General features: G+C 69.9%; 15 protein-coding genes and 1 pseudogene. 9 read left to right on the forward strand and 7 right to left on the reverse strand.

Annotation, left to right across the window (positions count from 1 at the left end):
- Nucleotides 1-48: 48 nt before the first annotated feature.
- The 5 genes from ACY0PA_RS23970 (at nucleotide 49) to folE (ending at nucleotide 5,926) form a co-directional block, all read left to right on the forward strand.
- Nucleotides 49-1,191, forward strand: coding sequence for a zinc-dependent metalloprotease (locus ACY0PA_RS23970; RefSeq protein ID WP_473079749.1), 1,143 nt, complete (start codon nucleotides 49-51; stop codon nucleotides 1,189-1,191).
- A gap of 214 nt (nucleotides 1,192-1,405) precedes the next feature.
- The gene (gene tilS, locus ACY0PA_RS23975; protein WP_473079750.1) at nucleotides 1,406-2,428 is read left to right on the forward strand and encodes a tRNA lysidine(34) synthetase TilS; all 1,023 of its coding nucleotides are present in this window, start codon (nucleotides 1,406-1,408) and stop codon (nucleotides 2,426-2,428) included.
- Between the two features lie 45 nt (nucleotides 2,429-2,473).
- Nucleotides 2,474-3,034, forward strand: a complete 561-nt coding sequence (gene hpt, locus ACY0PA_RS23980; RefSeq protein WP_116511523.1) for a hypoxanthine phosphoribosyltransferase — start codon at nucleotides 2,474-2,476, stop codon at nucleotides 3,032-3,034.
- A gap of 197 nt (nucleotides 3,035-3,231) precedes the next feature.
- A complete protein-coding gene (gene ftsH / locus ACY0PA_RS23985; protein WP_473079751.1) occupies nucleotides 3,232-5,241 on the forward strand; it encodes an ATP-dependent zinc metalloprotease FtsH in 2,010 nt (669 codons plus the stop codon).
- 79 nt (nucleotides 5,242-5,320) lie between these two features.
- On the forward strand, nucleotides 5,321-5,926 hold the full coding sequence (folE, locus tag ACY0PA_RS23990) for a GTP cyclohydrolase I FolE (RefSeq protein WP_473079752.1): 606 nt from the start codon (nucleotides 5,321-5,323) through the stop codon (nucleotides 5,924-5,926).
- A gap of 34 nt (nucleotides 5,927-5,960) precedes the next feature.
- Here the strand turns inward: folE and ACY0PA_RS23995 are convergent, their stop codons facing one another.
- From ACY0PA_RS23995 to ACY0PA_RS24020, 6 genes and pseudogenes are all read right to left on the reverse strand, one after another.
- Entirely contained in the window at nucleotides 5,961-6,449 is a 489-nt protein-coding gene (locus ACY0PA_RS23995) for a DUF3180 domain-containing protein (protein ID WP_473079753.1), read from the reverse strand.
- Between the two features lie 58 nt (nucleotides 6,450-6,507).
- The gene (gene folK / locus ACY0PA_RS24000; protein WP_473079754.1) at nucleotides 6,508-7,119 is read right to left on the reverse strand and encodes a 2-amino-4-hydroxy-6-hydroxymethyldihydropteridine diphosphokinase; all 612 of its coding nucleotides are present in this window, start codon (nucleotides 7,117-7,119) and stop codon (nucleotides 6,508-6,510) included.
- The gene (gene folB, locus ACY0PA_RS24005) at nucleotides 7,116-7,475 is read right to left on the reverse strand and encodes a dihydroneopterin aldolase (RefSeq protein ID WP_473079755.1); all 360 of its coding nucleotides are present in this window, start codon (nucleotides 7,473-7,475) and stop codon (nucleotides 7,116-7,118) included. The genes folK and folB overlap by 4 nt, the downstream gene beginning before the upstream one ends.
- A gap of 213 nt (nucleotides 7,476-7,688) precedes the next feature.
- Complete coding sequence (locus ACY0PA_RS24010; protein WP_473079756.1) at nucleotides 7,689-8,240, reverse strand: nuclear transport factor 2 family protein; 552 nt, start codon at nucleotides 8,238-8,240, stop codon at nucleotides 7,689-7,691.
- Complete coding sequence (gene folP / locus ACY0PA_RS24015; RefSeq protein ID WP_473079757.1) at nucleotides 8,237-9,100, reverse strand: dihydropteroate synthase; 864 nt, start codon at nucleotides 9,098-9,100, stop codon at nucleotides 8,237-8,239. The genes ACY0PA_RS24010 and folP overlap by 4 nt, the downstream gene beginning before the upstream one ends.
- A 108-nt stretch (nucleotides 9,101-9,208) precedes the next feature.
- A pseudogene (locus tag ACY0PA_RS24020) lies at nucleotides 9,209-10,617 on the reverse strand (phosphatidylglycerol lysyltransferase domain-containing protein); the annotation flags it as partial.
- A 186-nt stretch (nucleotides 10,618-10,803) separates the two neighbouring features.
- On the opposite strand from ACY0PA_RS24020, the gene ACY0PA_RS24025 reads away from it, so the two are divergent.
- A complete protein-coding gene (locus tag ACY0PA_RS24025; RefSeq protein ID WP_473079758.1) occupies nucleotides 10,804-11,919 on the forward strand; it encodes an alpha/beta hydrolase in 1,116 nt (371 codons plus the stop codon).
- Between the two features lie 46 nt (nucleotides 11,920-11,965).
- On the opposite strand, the gene ACY0PA_RS24030 is transcribed toward ACY0PA_RS24025, so the two are convergent.
- The gene (locus ACY0PA_RS24030) at nucleotides 11,966-13,114 is read right to left on the reverse strand and encodes an ABC transporter ATP-binding protein (RefSeq protein WP_473079759.1); all 1,149 of its coding nucleotides are present in this window, start codon (nucleotides 13,112-13,114) and stop codon (nucleotides 11,966-11,968) included.
- Nucleotides 13,115-13,298: 184 nt separating this feature from the next.
- Here ACY0PA_RS24030 and ACY0PA_RS24035 point away from each other — a divergent pair, with 184 nt between their 5' ends.
- The 3 genes from ACY0PA_RS24035 (at nucleotide 13,299) to ACY0PA_RS24045 (ending at nucleotide 15,860) form a co-directional block, all read left to right on the forward strand.
- On the forward strand, nucleotides 13,299-14,078 hold the full coding sequence (locus ACY0PA_RS24035) for an ABC transporter permease (RefSeq protein ID WP_473079760.1): 780 nt from the start codon (nucleotides 13,299-13,301) through the stop codon (nucleotides 14,076-14,078).
- The gene (locus ACY0PA_RS24040; RefSeq protein WP_473079761.1) at nucleotides 14,075-14,755 is read left to right on the forward strand and encodes an ABC transporter permease; all 681 of its coding nucleotides are present in this window, start codon (nucleotides 14,075-14,077) and stop codon (nucleotides 14,753-14,755) included. The genes ACY0PA_RS24035 and ACY0PA_RS24040 overlap by 4 nt, the downstream gene beginning before the upstream one ends.
- A 127-nt stretch (nucleotides 14,756-14,882) precedes the next feature.
- A complete protein-coding gene (locus ACY0PA_RS24045) occupies nucleotides 14,883-15,860 on the forward strand; it encodes an ABC transporter substrate-binding protein (RefSeq protein ID WP_473079762.1) in 978 nt (325 codons plus the stop codon).
- Nucleotides 15,861-15,901: the final 41 nt, after the last annotated feature.

Below are 15,901 nucleotides of genomic sequence, written 5' to 3' on the forward strand. Positions count from 1 at the left end.
CGGGGCCAAGGCCCTGTGCACCAGGACCCGAGCACGTACGGTTGACGCATGACGAGCATCGGTGGCGCTTCTGGGATGGTCGACTGGAATCTCGCGGTGGCGACCGCGACCCGACTCGTGCGGCCGGGCCCGGAGGTGAGCCGGGACGAGGCGCGGGCGATCGTCGCGGAGCTGCGCCGCCACGCCAAGGCCTCCGAGGAACATGTCCGCGGGTTCACGCGGATGGCCACCGAGGAGGTGCACGACACGCCCGTCCTCGTCGTCGACCGCCCCGGCTGGGTCCGGGCGAACGTGGCGGGGTTCAGGGAACTCCTCAAGCCCCTCCTGGACAAGATGGAGGAGCGGCGCGGCTCCGGCCCCGGCGGAGCGGTCCTCGGCGCCGTCGGCGGCAAGGTCACGGGCGTCGAGCTCGGGATGCTGCTGTCGTTCCTGTCCTCCCGAGTCCTCGGGCAGTACGAGACCTTCGCCCCCGCCACCCGGGACCTGCCGGCCGCGCCGAACGGCGGCGGAAGACTGCTCCTCGTCGCGCCGAACATCGTGCACGTGGAGCGCGAACTCGATGTGGACCCGCACGACTTCAGGCTCTGGGTGTGCCTGCACGAGGAGACGCACCGCACGCAGTTCACGGCCGTGCCCTGGCTGCGCGACCACCTCGAGGGCGAGATCCAGTCATTCCTCGCCGAGACCGATGTCGACCCCATGACGTTCCTGGAGCGCATTCGGGAGGCCGCCCAGTCTCTGGCGGGCGCGCGCCCCGAGGGCGAGCGGGGCGAGGGCGACGACGGCGGGCGTTCCCTGGTCGAGCTCGTGCAGTCCCCGGCCCAGCGCGAGATCCTCGCCCGGCTCACGGCCGTGATGTCACTGCTCGAAGGGCACGCGGACTTCGTGATGGACGGGGTCGGGCCCGCGGTGGTGCCGTCGGTGGGCGAGATCAGGGAGAAGTTCAAGGAGCGCCGCCAGAAGGGCGCGTCCCGCCTGGACCTGGCGCTGCGCAAGCTCCTGGGCCTCGACGCCAAGCTGCGCCAGTACCGCGACGGCGAGCGATTCGTGAGGACCGTGGTGAACGAGGTGGGTATGGACGGATTCAATCGCGTATGGACATCGCCGAACACGCTCCCTACCAAGGCGGAGATCACCAAACCGGCGGACTGGGTCGCGCGGGTGCACCGCAAGTCCGAGGGTGCACCGTAAGGCAGGGTCGTGAAACAAATACGGCCAACGGCAGGAGAACGCCCCCGTAATCACCCATCCGAGGGACCGTGGGCCGTGGGTAGGCGTGCAATGCTCGGGGAACGGCTCGGCTCTGTCACCATCGACACACTCTGAGTGACTGATATCGACGAGTCGCTGTTGAGTCACTGTCCGAGCCACACCCCCACCGAAAATTTCATGAAGGGAACCGGACATGGGTCCCCATCCTGCGGTCGCGGCGATACGCCTGGCGGTCCGCCGCGTACTCCACGACGTACTCAACGACCACAGCGCCCCCCGCAGGGCGCCAAAAGCCCCGCGCACCCCGCCCCTGGTGCTGGTTGCCTGCTCCGGGGGTGCCGACTCCATGGCGCTCGCCTCCGCACTCGCCTTCGAGGCCCCCAAGCTCGGCATCCGCGCCGGTGGCGTGACCGTGGACCACGGTCTGCAGCCCGGCTCCGATCTCCGCGCCGCCGAAGTCGTCGCGCGGCTCACCGCCCTGCGCCTCGACCCCGTCGAGTCCGCGGTCGTGCAGGTCGGCCGCGACGGCGGACCCGAAGCCGCGGCGAGGGACGCCAGATACGCCGCGCTCGACGCCGCCGCGGAACGCCACGGCGCCGCCGCGATCCTGCTCGGCCACACCCGCGACGACCAGGCAGAGACGGTCCTGCTCGGCCTCGCCCGCGGCTCGGGTATCCGTTCCCTGTCGGGAATGGCCGCGACCTCGGGGGTCGACGGCCGTTACCGCAGGCCCTTCCTCCGCCTCGACCGCCAGACCGCCCGCAAGGCGTGCATGGCCCAGTCGCTGCCCGTCTGGGACGACCCCCACAACACCGATCCGGCGTACACGCGCTCCCGGCTGCGCCACGAGGGGCTGCCCGCCCTGGAGAAGGCGCTCGGCAAGGGTGTCGTCGAGGCGCTCGCCCGTACGGCCCAGTTGTCCCGGGACGACGCCGACGCCCTGGACACGTGGGCCGCGCAGGCCGAAGCCGTGGTGCGGGACCCCGCAGGGCTCCTGGAGTGCGCCAAGCTCTACGCGCTGCCGCCCGCCGTACGCCGCCGTGTACTGCGCCGCGCGGCCATCGAGGCCGGCGCTCCGGCGGGCGCTCTGTTCGCCCGGCACATCGAAGAGGTCGACCGTCTGATCACCGGCTGGCGCGGCCAGGGGGAGATCAACCTCCCCGGCAAGGTCGTGGCTCAGCGGCAGGGTGGCAGACTGGTCATCCGGCAAGGCTGACGCGGGACGAGAGTCCTTGAGCGGCCGGTGGGACGACCGAAAGTGATGCGGGTGGACGCGAAAGACATGGGCACCGACCTCCAGTCGGTACTCATCACCAAGGAAGAGATCGACGCGAAGCTGGCAGAGCTGGCCGCGAAGATCGATGCGGAATACGCGGGCAAGGACCTGCTGATCGTCGGTGTCCTCAAGGGCGCCGTGATGGTCATGGCGGACCTGGCGCGTGCGCTGTCCACCCCCGTCACGATGGACTGGATGGCAGTGTCCTCGTACGGCGCGGGCACCCAGTCGTCCGGCGTCGTGCGGATCCTCAAGGACCTCGACACCGACATCAAGGGCAAGCACGTCCTGATCGTCGAGGACATCATCGACTCCGGCCTGACGCTGTCGTGGCTGCTCACCAACCTCGGCACCCGCGAGCCCGCGAGCCTCGAGGTCTGCACGCTGCTGCGCAAGCCGGAGGCGGCGAAGGTGGCCATCGACGTGAAGTGGACCGGGTTCGAGATCCCGAACGAGTTCGTCGTCGGGTACGGCCTGGACTACGCGGAGAAGTACCGGAACCTGCCGTTCGTCGGCACTCTGGCCCCGCACGTCTACGGCGGCTGAACCGTCGCCGAAGCGATGTGAGACGGTCGGGAACCCCTGCGGGTTCCCCGCCGTTGGAGCATGCGTAGGCGAGATTCCCAGTCGCCCGCTGCGGCTTCGGGTGACAATGCTGGGGTACCGTCCGAAGAACAGTCTTCAAAACAGCCTTTATCAAACTCACTATGGCAGGAGGGACGGGGCGTCATCGCTCCGTATGGATGGACGTGAAGCGATACTTCCGTGGGCCGGTCATGTGGATCGTGCTGGCCGTCCTTGCCGTGGTCGTGTTGATGCAGGTCGTCGGTTCGTCCGGTGGCTACAAGACGGTGGACACCGGCCAGGTCATTCAGGCCATCAACGACAACAAGGTGCAGTCGGCCAAGCTGACCACCGGCGACGAAAACAACATCAAGGTCGAGCTCAAGAACGACCAGAAGGTCCAGGGCAGCAGCAAGATCCAGGCGAGCTACATCGGCGACCAGGGCGTCGATGTGGCCAAGGATCTGCAGGCCAAGTTCGAGGACAAGCAGATCCCCGACGGGTACACCGTCGCCCCGACGAAGCAGAACGCCTTCGTGGGGATCCTGCTCTCCCTGCTCCCCTTCGTCCTGATCGTCGTCGTCTTCCTGTTCCTGATGAATCAGATGCAGGGCGGCGGCTCCCGAGTCATGCAGTTCGGGAAGTCCAAGGCGAAGCTCATCACCAAGGACACCCCGAAGACGACGTTCGCCGATGTGGCGGGCTCGGACGAGGCCGTCGAGGAGCTCCACGAGATCAAGGAGTTCCTCCAGGAGCCGGCGAAGTTCCAGGCCGTCGGCGCCAAGATCCCCAAGGGTGTGCTGCTCTACGGCCCGCCCGGAACCGGTAAGACGCTGCTCGCGCGCGCCGTCGCCGGTGAGGCGGGGGTCCCCTTCTACTCGATCTCGGGTTCCGACTTCGTCGAGATGTTCGTCGGTGTCGGTGCCTCCCGAGTCCGTGACCTGTTCGAGCAGGCCAAGGCGAACGCCCCGGCGATCGTCTTCGTCGACGAGATCGACGCCGTCGGTCGGCACCGCGGTGCGGGTCTCGGCGGCGGTCACGACGAGCGCGAGCAGACGCTCAACCAGCTGCTCGTCGAGATGGACGGCTTCGACGTGAAGGGCGGCGTCATCCTGATCGCCGCCACGAACCGGCCCGACATCCTCGACCCGGCGCTGCTGCGCCCGGGACGTTTCGACCGCCAGATCGCGGTCGACCGCCCGGACATGCAGGGCCGTCTGGAGATCCTCAAGGTTCACCAGAAGGGCAAGCCGGTCGCACCCGATGTCGATCTGTCCGCCGTCGCCCGGCGTACCCCGGGCTTCACCGGCGCCGACCTGGCGAACGTGCTGAACGAAGCGGCGCTCCTCACGGCGCGCAGCGACCTCAAGCTCGTCGACAACTCGATGCTGGACGAGGCGATCGACCGCGTAGTGGCGGGCCCGCAGAAGCGGACCCGGATCATGTCCGACAAGGAGAAGAAGATCACCGCGTACCACGAGGGCGGACACGCCCTGGTCGCGGCGGCTTCGCCCAACTCCGACCCGGTGCACAAGATCACGATCCTGTCCCGTGGACGGGCCCTCGGTTACACGATGGTCCTGCCCGACGAGGACAAGTACTCCACCACGCGGAACGAGATGCTCGACCAGCTCGCGTACATGCTGGGCGGGCGCGCGGCCGAGGAGCTGGTCTTCCACGACCCGACCACGGGCGCGGCGAACGACATCGAGAAGGCGACCACGACCGCGCGGGCCATGGTCACGCAGTACGGCATGACCGAGCGGCTCGGCGCGATCAAGTTCGGCGGCGACAACACCGAGCCGTTCCTCGGCCGGGAGATGGCGCACCAGCGCGACTACTCGGAAGAGGTTGCCGCGCTCGTCGACGAAGAGGTCAAGAAGCTCATCGAGACCGCGCACAACGAGGCCTGGGAGATCCTCGTCGAGAACCGAGACGTTCTCGACAACCTGGTCCTCGCGCTCCTGGAGAAGGAAACGCTGAACAAGGAGCAGATCGCCGAGATCTTCGCTCCGATCGTGAAGCGCCCGGCCCGCCCCGCGTGGACCGGTTCCTCCCGCCGTACTCCGTCGACCCGCCCGCCGGTGCTCTCCCCCAGGGAGCTGTCACTGACGAACGGTTCGAACGGCGCGGCAACGGGCGTCGAGTCCGGGCTGGAGATCGCTCCGACGGACAGCCCCGAGGTCTGATCACCCCGGAATGGATAACCGCGTCCCCCACGCCTTACGGTGTGGGGGACGCGGTTCTTTGTTCAAGGAAGAGGCACAGATGACCGACCCGGTGACGCTGGACGGCGAGGGTCCGATCGGCGAGTTCGACGAGAAGCGGGCCGAGAACGCCGTGCGCGAGCTGCTCATCGCGGTCGGGGAGGACCCGGACCGTGAGGGCCTCAAGCAGACGCCGGCACGGGTGGCGCGGGCGTACAAGGAAATATTCGGGGGCCTGTGGCAGAAGCCCGAGGACGTTCTGACGACGACGTTCGACCTCGGTCACGACGAGATGGTCCTGGTGAAGGACATCGAGGTCCAGAGCAGCTGTGAGCACCATCTGGTGCCGTTCATCGGCGTCGCCCACGTCGGCTACATCCCGTCGATAGACGGCAAGATCACCGGCCTGTCGAAGCTGGCCCGCCTCGTGGACGTCTACGCCCGGCGCCCGCAGGTGCAGGAGCGTCTGACCACGCAGATCGCCGACTCCCTGATGGAGATCCTGGAGCCGCGCGGCGTGATCGTGGTCGTCGAGTGCGAGCACATGTGCATGACGATGCGCGGGGTGCGCAAGCAGGGCGCGAAGACCATCACGTCCGCGGTGCGCGGCCAGCTGCGCGACCCGGCGACGCGCAACGAGGCGATGAGCCTCATCATCGCGCGCTGAGCCCCGGCAGGCGCGCGGCCGGCCCCCCGGCTGGTCAGGCCGCCGGTGCGGCCCCGCTGTGGTCCTCGTCGTCGTCCTCCGGGAGCTTGCAGACGCGCTCCAGGAAGAGGGCGGCCGCTATCACGGCGATGCCGGTGAGGACCGAGAAGCCGGCGTAGATGGCCTGGTCGCGGCGGGCCGGGACATCGAGGTGTTCGAGCAGGAACGCGCCCGTGCCGCCGTACATCCCCGCGACCAGCGCGGCCACCAGCGCGCTGGCCTGGCCGAAGACGAGGGCGCGGGCCGCCATCAGCGGGTCGACTCCCTTGGCGTCGGGGCTCCGCTCGCGCTGGGCGCGCAGCCGGGCCCGGATGGAGAGCGCGGTCGCCAGCAGGATGACGGCGATCACGGCGAGGACGATGGGCGCCGCCAGCGGGACCCGCGGCAGCGTGCCGATCGAGTCCCACAGTCGGGCGCCCGCCCAGCTCAGTACACCGGCGACCAGGAAGAGGCCGGCCAGTGTCCTGATGCGCAGTTGCTTCATTCCGGTGGTCGCCCCTCAGTCCCCGCGCTGTCTTCGTGTGCCCGCATGACCCTAACGACTATTCGGGCAGCTGGAGTTCCAGGTCGGCGCGCGGCGCGACGCCTTCGCGGGTGACCGCGGCGAGCAGCTCGGCCACGGGTCCGTGGCCCGGCAGTTGCGCCTCGGGCTCCACGTCGAACCAGGGGGCGAGGACGAAGGCCCGCTGGTGCGCGCGGGGGTGAGGGAGCGTGAGGACCGGGTCGTCGGAGACGACGTCGGCGTACGTGACGATGTCGACGTCGATGGTGCGGGCACCCCAGCGCTCGTCACGGACGCGGTGGAAGGCCTCCTCGACGGCGTGCGCCCGCTCCAGGAGGGAGGACGGGGGCAGGGTCGTGCGGAGCACGATCACCGCGTTGAAATACGCGGGCTGGCTGCCCGGCTCGACGCCCCACGGCTCGGTCTCGTAGACGGGCGAGACGGCTTTGACGCGGACGCCGGGGGTGTCCTCCAGGGCGTCGATGGCGCCCTGGATCGTCTCGAGGCGGTTCCCCAGATTCGAGCCGAGGGCGATCACCGCGTTCTTGGGGTTGGAGAGTGTGCTGTCGGCCGCGTCCACCTGTTCCACCACGGAGGCGGGCACCGGCTGTACGGTCGGGTCGCTGGGGCCCTCGGTGAAAGATGCAGTCATACTCGGCTCCGGGTGATGGTGACGGTCACATCGTCGAAGGGGACGGTGATCGGGGCGTCCGGCTTGTGGACGCAGACCTCGACCTCCAGGACTCCTTCGTGCTTCAGGCACGTCCCGGCGATGCGCTCGGCGAGCGTCTCGATGAGATCGACCGGATCGCCTTCGACGACGGTCACGACCTCCTCCGCCACGATGCCGTAGTGCACGGTCTTCGCCAGGTCGTCGTCGGCCGCGGCCGCGCGTGTGTCCAGTCCGAGCACCAGGTCCACGATGAAGGTCTGGCCTTCCTCGCGCTCCTTGGGGAAGACGCCATGGTGCCCGCGGGCCTTGAGGCCGCGCAGCGCGACACGATCCACGCGAATCACTCCTGCAATCGTCGGTAGCGGCGGGTTCGTACCGAGTGCGGTCGGCACACCAGCCTCGATCGAATCTACCTGCGGGCACCGACAGCGCTCGCCCGCGGGGGCTATGGACAGGGCGGCCCACCGCTGGTAGCCGCCCCTACCCACCAGCGCGCTCCGGCAATCCCGTGGGTCCCACGTGGACCCGCCTACCCCGTCAGGAGCCACTCAGGAGGGTGTCTCGTCGCTTTCTTCGCGGTCGTCGCCCTCGGTTTCGGACTCGGCGAGTACGGGCGACGCGTGGTGCGACCACAGTTTCCAGCCGTCACGTGTGCGACGGAACACATTCGTGGCGACGACGCGCTGGCCGACGAGCGGGCCGAGTTCGTCGCCCTCCGCGGGGGCCGGGCCGCCGCTGAGGATGTTCTCGGTGCAGGTGATCAGAGCGGTGTCGGCGACGATGCTGATGTGCACATCCGTGAGGAAGAACTGGATGTACTCGGTGTTCGCCATGATCAGCGCGTACGAGCGCAGAACCTCGCCGCGGCCGGTGAGTACGGGCCAGCCGGGGTGCACGCAGCTGATGGATGTGTCCTCGGCCTCGTCGGACTCCTCGCTGTACGAGACGTCCTCGGGGGCGAGCCAGAGCGCCGTCAGCAGTTCGAAGTCTGCTCGCTCCAGAGCCTCGTAGAAGGCGCGGTTGGCGCTGTCCACGGCCTCCGCGTCGGTGCGCCGGCCTGCCGCACCGCGCGGCTCGTCGGGCTCCCTCGGTGGGGTCACTGGGCTCCCTCTACGGCGCGGGCGACACGGACCGCGTCGGCCGTCGCGCGGACCTCGTGGACGCGGACGGCCCAGGCGCCCTGGTGGGCCGCGATGGCGGAGACGGCGGCCGTGGCGGCGTCGCGCTCGCGCGCCGGGGGCGGGGCGCCCTGCTCGCCGGCCAGGACATGGCCGAGGAACCGCTTGCGGGACGCGGCGACCAGCAGGGGGTGGCCGAGCGCGCGCAGCTCCTCCAGGTGGGCCAGGAGCTTCAGGTCGTGGGAGGCCTCCTTGGAGAAGCCGAGGCCCGGGTCGACGACGATGCGCTCGGAGGCGATGCCGCCCTCGACGACGGCCTCCACGCGCGCGTGGAGCTCGGCGACGACTTCGGAGACCACGTCCTCGTACGTGCCCTTGACGTTGCCTCCCTCCAGGAAGCCGCGCCAGTGCATGACGACGAAGGGGGCGCCCGCCGCGGCGACGGCGGGGATCATCGCCGGGTCGGCGAGGCCGCCGCTGACGTCGTTGACGAGGGAGGCACCGGCCGCCAGGGAGCGCTCGGCCACCGAGGCGCGCATCGTGTCCACGGACACGGCGACGCCCTCGGAGGACAGGCCCCGCACGACGGGGATGACGCGCTTGAGCTCCTCGTCCTCGTCGACGCGGGTGGCGCCGGGGCGGGTCGACTCACCGCCGACGTCGATCAGGTCGGCGCCCTGTGCGACCAGGTCGAGGCCGTGTTTCACGGCGGCCGTCGTGTCGAACCAGCGGCCGCCGTCGGAGAAGGAATCGGGCGTCACATTGACGACTCCCATGACCGCGCAGCGGTCCCATTCGGGAAGGCCTGTGACGTGGCCGCGACGGCCCTGCGACGTGCTCATGCCTTCAAGCCTAGGCCCGGCGGCCCGATGGCCGTGCCACGGCCGGACTGCGGACGGGCCTCAGGCGGCCCGCACCCTGCGCCGGCCTCCGTCGTGCGTGCTGTCGTGCCCGGGGTCGGCGGCGCGGTCGCGGCGCATCAGGTCGAGGGAGACGCCGTCGGTGCCCCACGGAACGAAGTGGAGTACGGCCTTCAGGTCGCCGTGCGGGCCGGCCGGGCCGTCGGCCTTGTGAGCCGTGGCGACCAGGCAGTCGCCGTCCGCCGCGTCGCCGATGCGGCCGAGCGCCATGGAGAAGCCGCGTTCGGTATCGGTGCGCGCCAGTCGTCGGCTGCGCGGCGGATCCGCTCCAGTTCCTGGCCGCCGAGGTCACGGATGCGCCGCACCCGGTTCTCGTAGCCATTGCGCGCGATCCTCTTGACCATCTGGCGTACGTTGCGCATCGCACGCCCGGCCAGGGAGAAATCCGCGGTGTCCACCACCGCCTCGTCGCCCAGTTCGAGTGCGCCGAGGCCGGTCTCGCGGGTCCAGACCTCGCCGCCCGTCTCGGAGCAGCCCATGACGGCGGGGGTCCATGAGTGGGCCTTGGCCTCGTCCATGAACCGTTCGATGGCTCCGGGCCACGCCTCCACGTCCCCGACGGGGTCGCCGCTCGCGAGCATCACGCCCGACACGACGCGGTAGCAGACGGCCGCCTTGCCGCTGGGCGAGAAGGCGACCCCCTTGTCGCGGCGGAGCGCGAAATGGCCGAGGGAGTCGCGGGCGCCGTGCTTGTCCAGGAGGGTGCGCAGCCGTGCCTCGTCGTCCTCGGTGAGGCGTGCGGCCGGGTGTTCGGGGCGGAACGCCAGATAGACGGTCGTCAGCGCGGTGAGCAGGCCGAGCGCGCCGAGCGAGCAGGCCACGGTCCAGGAGGTGCGGCCCGCGTAGTCGACGGGTCCGTCCATGCCGAACAGGCCGTACAGGACGTGTTCCAGACGGTCGGACAGGCTCGGGTCGCCCACCAGCTTCTCGGGGTGGGCGCTGACGATGGCGAGGCCGATGACGAGGGAACCGGCGCCCATGAGCACGAAGTTCGCGAGCGCCCGCCAGCGGCTGCGCGGGTCGGGCAGCGCCGCGAACTCACTCCGGTGGCGCAGCAGCAGCGTGAGGAGCACGAGCGGGATCAGCACACCGAACAGGGAGTGCCGGTACGCGAACTGCGCGAGCGCGCCGAGCGGCAGGAGCACCACGGCCGCGCGCCAGGCCCGCCGCTTGCGGCGGCGCAGCCCGTGCGCGACGAGGAGCAGCAGGACACCCGTACTGATGGCGAGCGCGGCCGCGAACGGGCCGAGGGCGCCGGGCAGGACCTCGGCCAGCGCGTGCATGCGGCTGTGCCGGAACCGCGGGAAGACGCCCGCCGCGACGTCGAGGAGTCCGAGGACGACGCAGGCGCGGGCGATCAGGACGGGGACGGCCTCGGGCCGGGGGCCGCGCAGTATCCGGCGAAGGTGCCGCGTCCTGCTCGGAACCCCGCCTGGCATATCGGCATCTATCCTGACAGACATCGCATCCCGTAGTTCCGCGAGAGGGCTCGAAGCCGGCCTCAATTCCGGCATCCGGTCACATTGCGCCCTCTAGGACGGGACTTGTGGGAGGCGGGTTCACTCGGCCAGGTAAACCGGCGGAAAAGGCTCAGTAAGCCAGAAAGCGCAGGCGGGTACAGCACGATGGGTCTCACGAGCAGCAAGGTCCTTGCGCTTGCGGTCTTTCTGGCCGTGCTCCTCTTCGCCGGGACGGTCTGGCTGTGGCCACGCCTGGCGCGCCGCACCTGGGGATCCGTCGCCGGGCGGGTGGGCCTGCTGTTCGCGACGCAGCTCGCGCTGTTCCTCTCGGCCGGACTGGCCGTCAACCAGGCGTTCGGGTTCTACGCCTCGTGGGACGACCTCCTCGGGCGGGAGCAGGGGCAGGGCGTGGTGGCCGACCTCGGAGCGGTCGGCACCCGGGGGCCACTGCAGGTGCTCGGCACGCGGGCCGTGAACGTGCCCGGCGGCTCACGGCCCGAAGTCGGCGGCCAGATCCAGAAGGTCGACATCGTCGGGAAGCGCTCGCACATCGCCACCTCCGCGTACGTCTATCTGCCACCCGAATACTTCAAGGGCCGCCACAAGACCCGTACTTTCCCCGCCTCGGTCGTCCTGACCGGCTACCCCGGCACCGCCGAGGCGCTCATCAAGGGGCTGCACTACCCGACCACCGCCCACGAGCAGGCCAGGGCGGGCGCCATGCGGCCGATGATCCTGGTGATGATGCGCCCGACCGTGGCGCCGCCGCGGGACACGGAGTGCGTGGACGTGCCGAACGGCCCGCAGACGGAGACGTTCTTCGCCCAGGACCTGCCCCGGATCATCTCGGCGCACTACAGGGTCAACAAGAGGCCGGGCGGCTGGGGCATCGTGGGCGACTCCACGGGCGGCTACTGCGCCCTGAAGCTCGCCGTCCACCACCCCCGTCTCTACGGCGCGGGGGCGGGCCTGTCCGCGTACTACAAGTCGCCGACCGACCCCACCACGGGCGACCTGTTCCACGGCGACGAGACGCTGGAGCGGCGCGCCGACCTGATGTGGACCCTGGAACACGGGAAGCCGCCCGCCACGTCGTTGCTGGTCACCACGAGCAAGCACGGCGAGAGCAACTACGGGAACACGATGAGGTTCATCCGCGAGGTGAAGCCGCCCACCGGGATCTCGTCGATCGTCCTGGACAGCGGCGGCCACAACTTCAACACCTGGCGCCGCGAGATCCCGGCCACGCTGGCGTGGCTGAGCGCGCGCATCACGGCGTAGGGGGGGCCGACGGCATCGGGCCTCACGCTCTGGGGCTCACGCGCCCTCAGGCCCCCGTCACCGTCTCCAGTTCGACCTCCGCGCGCGGGATGTCCCGGGCGTCCGCCGCCGTGGAGCGGCGCAGCGCCTCGTGCAGCCGCGCCGGGGTGAGGACGCCGAGGAAGCGACCCTCGCTGTGCTCGTCGATGACGGCGATCCAGCCCGCGTCGTGCTGGAGCATCGTGGCGAACGCCTGCTTGAGGGAGGCGCCGACGGGCAGCCACGCCTCCATGCGGCGGGCGTGCTCGCGGACCGTGCCACTCTGCACGCGCGCGTGCTCCGCGGAGATCCAGCCGTGCAGGTTGTTGTCGCCGTCGAGGACCACCGCCCAGGGGGCGTCGAGCCTCGCCGGCAGCGGGTCGTCGAGATGCACGACCGGCGGCTGCTCCAGGTCGCTCTCCTCGATGGGTGTGACGGACAGACGCTTGAGGCCGCGGTCCGCGCCGACGAAGTCGGCCACGTAGTCGTTCGCGGGCGCGCCCAGGACGGTCGACGGGGTGTCGAACTGCTCGATCCGGCCCTGCCCGTACACGGCGATCCGGTCGCCGAGCCGGACGGCCTCCTCGATGTCGTGCGTGACGAACAGGACCGTCTTGCGCACGGCCTGCTGGAGGCGCAGGAACTCGTTCTGCAGGTGTTCGCGCACGACGGGGTCGACCGCGCCGAACGGCTCGTCCATCAGGAGTACGGGCGGATCCGCCGCCAACGCCCTTGCCACGCCGACACGTTGGCGCTGACCGCCGGAGAGCTGGTCGGGGTAGCGGTCGCCGAAGGTGCGCGGGTCGAGGCCGACGAGGTCGAGGAGTTCGGCGGCGCGCTCGCGGGCCTTGGCGCGCTTGGCGCCGAGGAGGTGCGGGACGGTCGCCGTGTTGTCGAGGACCGTCTTGTGCGGGAAGAGGCCGACCTGCTGGATCACATAGCCGATGCGGCGCCGGAGTTGGACCGGGTCGATGCCGGATATGTCCTCGCCGTCGAGGAATATCCGGCCCTCGCTCGGTTCGATGAGCCGGTTGACCATCTTCATCGTGGTGGTCTTGCCGCAGCCCGACGGGCCGACGAGGGTGACGAGTTCTCCCTCGTTCACCTCGAAGGACAGGTCGTCGACGGCCGTTGTCCCGTCGGCGTAGCGCTTGGTGACGTGCTCGAACCGGATCATGGGTCCCCATTGTGCCGGGCAGCCGCCGCCTGTGGGCGGCCGCTGTGTGAAGGCCATGTTGCGTCGTGACGAGGAGTCTCGGCGATTGTCAGTGGTGGGGGCTAGGGTCGTCGGCAGTCGGAATCAGGCGCTCGCGCGAGCGGTTTCAAGACATATGTACGGGGATTCGGGGGAGGCGGGGCGGGTGAGCAGTCCCAATTGCATGGTGGCCAATGACTGGGTGTGCGGGGAATACCTGCGCACCCGCAGGCAGGAGCTGGTCGACGCCGTCGTCCAGCACATCGGCATCACGGCCGCTTCCGTCGTGATCGGCGTGCTGATCGCCTTCCCGCTGGCCCTCCTCGCCCGGCGCCGGCGCGCCTTCGCCGGCCCGGTGCTCGGGCTGACGACGGTGCTCTACACGATCCCGTCGCTGGCCATGTTCTCGCTGCTGCTCCCGCTGTTCGGGCTCTCCGCCTCGCTCGTGATCACCGGACTCGTCCTCTACACGCTGACGATCCTGGTGCGGAACTTCCTGGCGGGCCTCCAGGCCGTGCCGGACGAGGCGAGAGAAGCGGCCCGCGGCATGGGGTACGGGCCGGTCCGGCTGCTGTGGGAGGTCGAACTGCCGCTGGCGCTGCCCGCGATACTCGCGGGCGTGCGGATCGCCACGGTCTCCACGGTCGCGCTGACGACGGTCGGAGCGATCGTCGACTACGGCGGCCTGGGCACGCTGATCATGGACGGTCTCGACAGCGACTTCAAGGCCCAGGTGCTCACGGCGTCCGTGCTGTGCGTGCTTCTCGCCGTGGGCGCCGATCTGGTGCTGCTCGGCCTCCAGCGGTGGCTGACCCCCTGGACCCGCGTCGCGTCCGGGACGTCTCGGATACGCAGACGCACGGACCGCTCCGGCGGTCCGGACCGCGCGGGTGGCGGCTCCGGCGACGCGGAGCGACGTACGGAGAAGGCGGCGCAGGCGGCATGAGTGCGATATCGGGGGCCTACGACTGGCTGACGACGGAGTCCAACTGGCAGGGCGACAAGGGGGTGTGGCACCGCCTGGCCGAGCACCTGTACTTCAGCGGCGTCACCCTGGCCGTGTCCTGCCTGATCGCCCTGCCGCTCGCGCTGTGGCTCGGGCACATCGGCAAGGGCGGCGGCCTCGCGGTCAACATCTCGAACGCGGGCCGTGCGGTGCCCACGCTCGCGGTGCTCGTCCTGCTCACGCTGACGCCGCTGGGCCGGCACGGGGACCTGCCGACGTTCATCGCGCTCGTGCTGTTCGCGGTGCCGCCGCTGCTGACCAACGCCTACATCGGGATGCGTGAGGTCGACCGGGCCGTCGTGGAGGCGGCGCGGGGGATGGGGATGAGCGGGGGGCAGGTGTTCCGGCGCGTCGAGCTCCCGCTGGCGTACCCGATGGTCGTGACCGGTATCCGGCTGGCGGCGGTGCAGGTGATCGCCACGGCGACGCTCGCCGCGATGGCGGGCAAGGGCGGGCTCGGGCGGATCATCACGGCCGGGTTCAACCTCCAGGACACCCCTCAGGTGGTCGCCGGTGCAGTCCTGGTGGCGTTGCTCGCACTGCTCGTGGAGGGCGTCCTGGCCGGTGCGGGGCGGGTGCTGAATCCGATGAAGGGCCGCTCCGGCGCGGCGGGCTGAATCCCGGCGGGTGCGGCGCGGCGGACGGCACTCCGACGGGCGCCCCGGCGGGCGGGACGCCGACTTGATATCTCGTTACGGCTTTTCGATCATTCCGGCATTCCGGCTTTCGATTGGGTGGACAACGATGAACAGCAGAACGCGAAGGATCGCCGTGGCGGCGGTCGCCGTCGGCGCGCTCACCACCGGGCTCACCGCGTGCGGCGGGGACAGCCTGGAGGGCGGCAAGAGCGACAAGGCGAACTCGGGCTCGGCGGGCGGCGGCAAGAAGGGCACGGTCGTCGTCGGCGCCGCCGGGTTCACCGAGTCGAAGGTGATGGCGGAGCTCTACAAGCAGGTTCTCGCCGACGCCGGATACTCCGCCTCGGTCAAGACCGTCGAGAACCGCGAGATCTACGAGCCGCAGCTCGCCAAGGGCGCGATCGACGTCGTTCCCGAATACGCGGCGACGCTCGCGGAATTCCTCAATCTCAAGAAGAACGGCGCGGACGCCAAGCCCGTCGCCTCAAGTGATCTTGATGCGACGGTCACCGCGCTGCGCGGACTCGCCGGGCCCGAGGGACTGACCGTGCTCGACGCCGGAGAGGCCGTCGACCAGAACGCCTTCGCGGTGAGCGCGGATTACGCGAAGCAGCACAGCCTCAAGACCCTTTCGGACCTCGGCAAGTCCGGCCAGAAGGTCAAGATCGCGGCCGGTGACGAATGCGAGAAGCGGCCCTTCTGCGCCCCGGGTCTCGAGAAGACGTACGGCATCAAGGTCAGCGGGATCGACCCCAAGGGCGTCGGCACCACGCAGGCCAAGCAGGCCGTCAAGAACGGTGAGGACCAGCTGGTCCTGACGACCACCACGGACGCCACGCTGAAGAACTTCGGCCTGGTGCTCCTGGAGGACGACAAGAAGCTCCAGAACGCTGACAACATCGTTCCGGTCGTGAACAGCAAGGACGCGGGCGACAAGGAGATAGCCGCCGCACTCGGGAAGCTGACCAAGACGCTGACGACCGACGATCTCGTCGAGCTCAACCGGAAGGTCGACGCGGAACGCCAGAAGGAAGCCGATGTGGCCAAGGAGTATCTCCAGTCGAAGGGCCTCCTGAAGAACTGAACGGTCCGCGGAGGAGCTGATCGGCAAAGGCGCCGAGTTCA

This window comes from Streptomyces sp. DS1-CR2 (genome assembly GCF_055760475.1).

Excerpts from the sequence above, each read along its gene's own strand:
- ACY0PA_RS23970 (WP_473079749.1), top strand. The coding sequence starts at position 49 with ATGACGAGCATCGGTGGCGCTTCTGGGATGGTCGACTGGAATCTCGCG.
- tilS (WP_473079750.1), top strand. The coding sequence starts at position 1,406 with ATGGGTCCCCATCCTGCGGTCGCGGCGATACGCCTGGCGGTCCGCCGC.
- hpt (WP_116511523.1), top strand. The coding sequence starts at position 2,474 with ATGCGGGTGGACGCGAAAGACATGGGCACCGACCTCCAGTCGGTACTC.
- ftsH (WP_473079751.1), top strand. The coding sequence starts at position 3,232 with ATGGACGTGAAGCGATACTTCCGTGGGCCGGTCATGTGGATCGTGCTG.
- folE (WP_473079752.1), top strand. The coding sequence starts at position 5,321 with ATGACCGACCCGGTGACGCTGGACGGCGAGGGTCCGATCGGCGAGTTC.
- ACY0PA_RS23995 (WP_473079753.1), bottom strand. The coding sequence starts at position 6,449 with ATGAAGCAACTGCGCATCAGGACACTGGCCGGCCTCTTCCTGGTCGCC.
- folK (WP_473079754.1), bottom strand. The coding sequence starts at position 7,119 with ATGACTGCATCTTTCACCGAGGGCCCCAGCGACCCGACCGTACAGCCG.
- folP (WP_473079757.1), bottom strand. The coding sequence starts at position 9,100 with ATGAGCACGTCGCAGGGCCGTCGCGGCCACGTCACAGGCCTTCCCGAA.
- ACY0PA_RS24025 (WP_473079758.1), top strand. The coding sequence starts at position 10,804 with ATGGGTCTCACGAGCAGCAAGGTCCTTGCGCTTGCGGTCTTTCTGGCC.
- ACY0PA_RS24030 (WP_473079759.1), bottom strand. The coding sequence starts at position 13,114 with ATGATCCGGTTCGAGCACGTCACCAAGCGCTACGCCGACGGGACAACG.
- ACY0PA_RS24040 (WP_473079761.1), top strand. The coding sequence starts at position 14,075 with ATGAGTGCGATATCGGGGGCCTACGACTGGCTGACGACGGAGTCCAAC.
- ACY0PA_RS24045 (WP_473079762.1), top strand. The coding sequence starts at position 14,883 with ATGAACAGCAGAACGCGAAGGATCGCCGTGGCGGCGGTCGCCGTCGGC.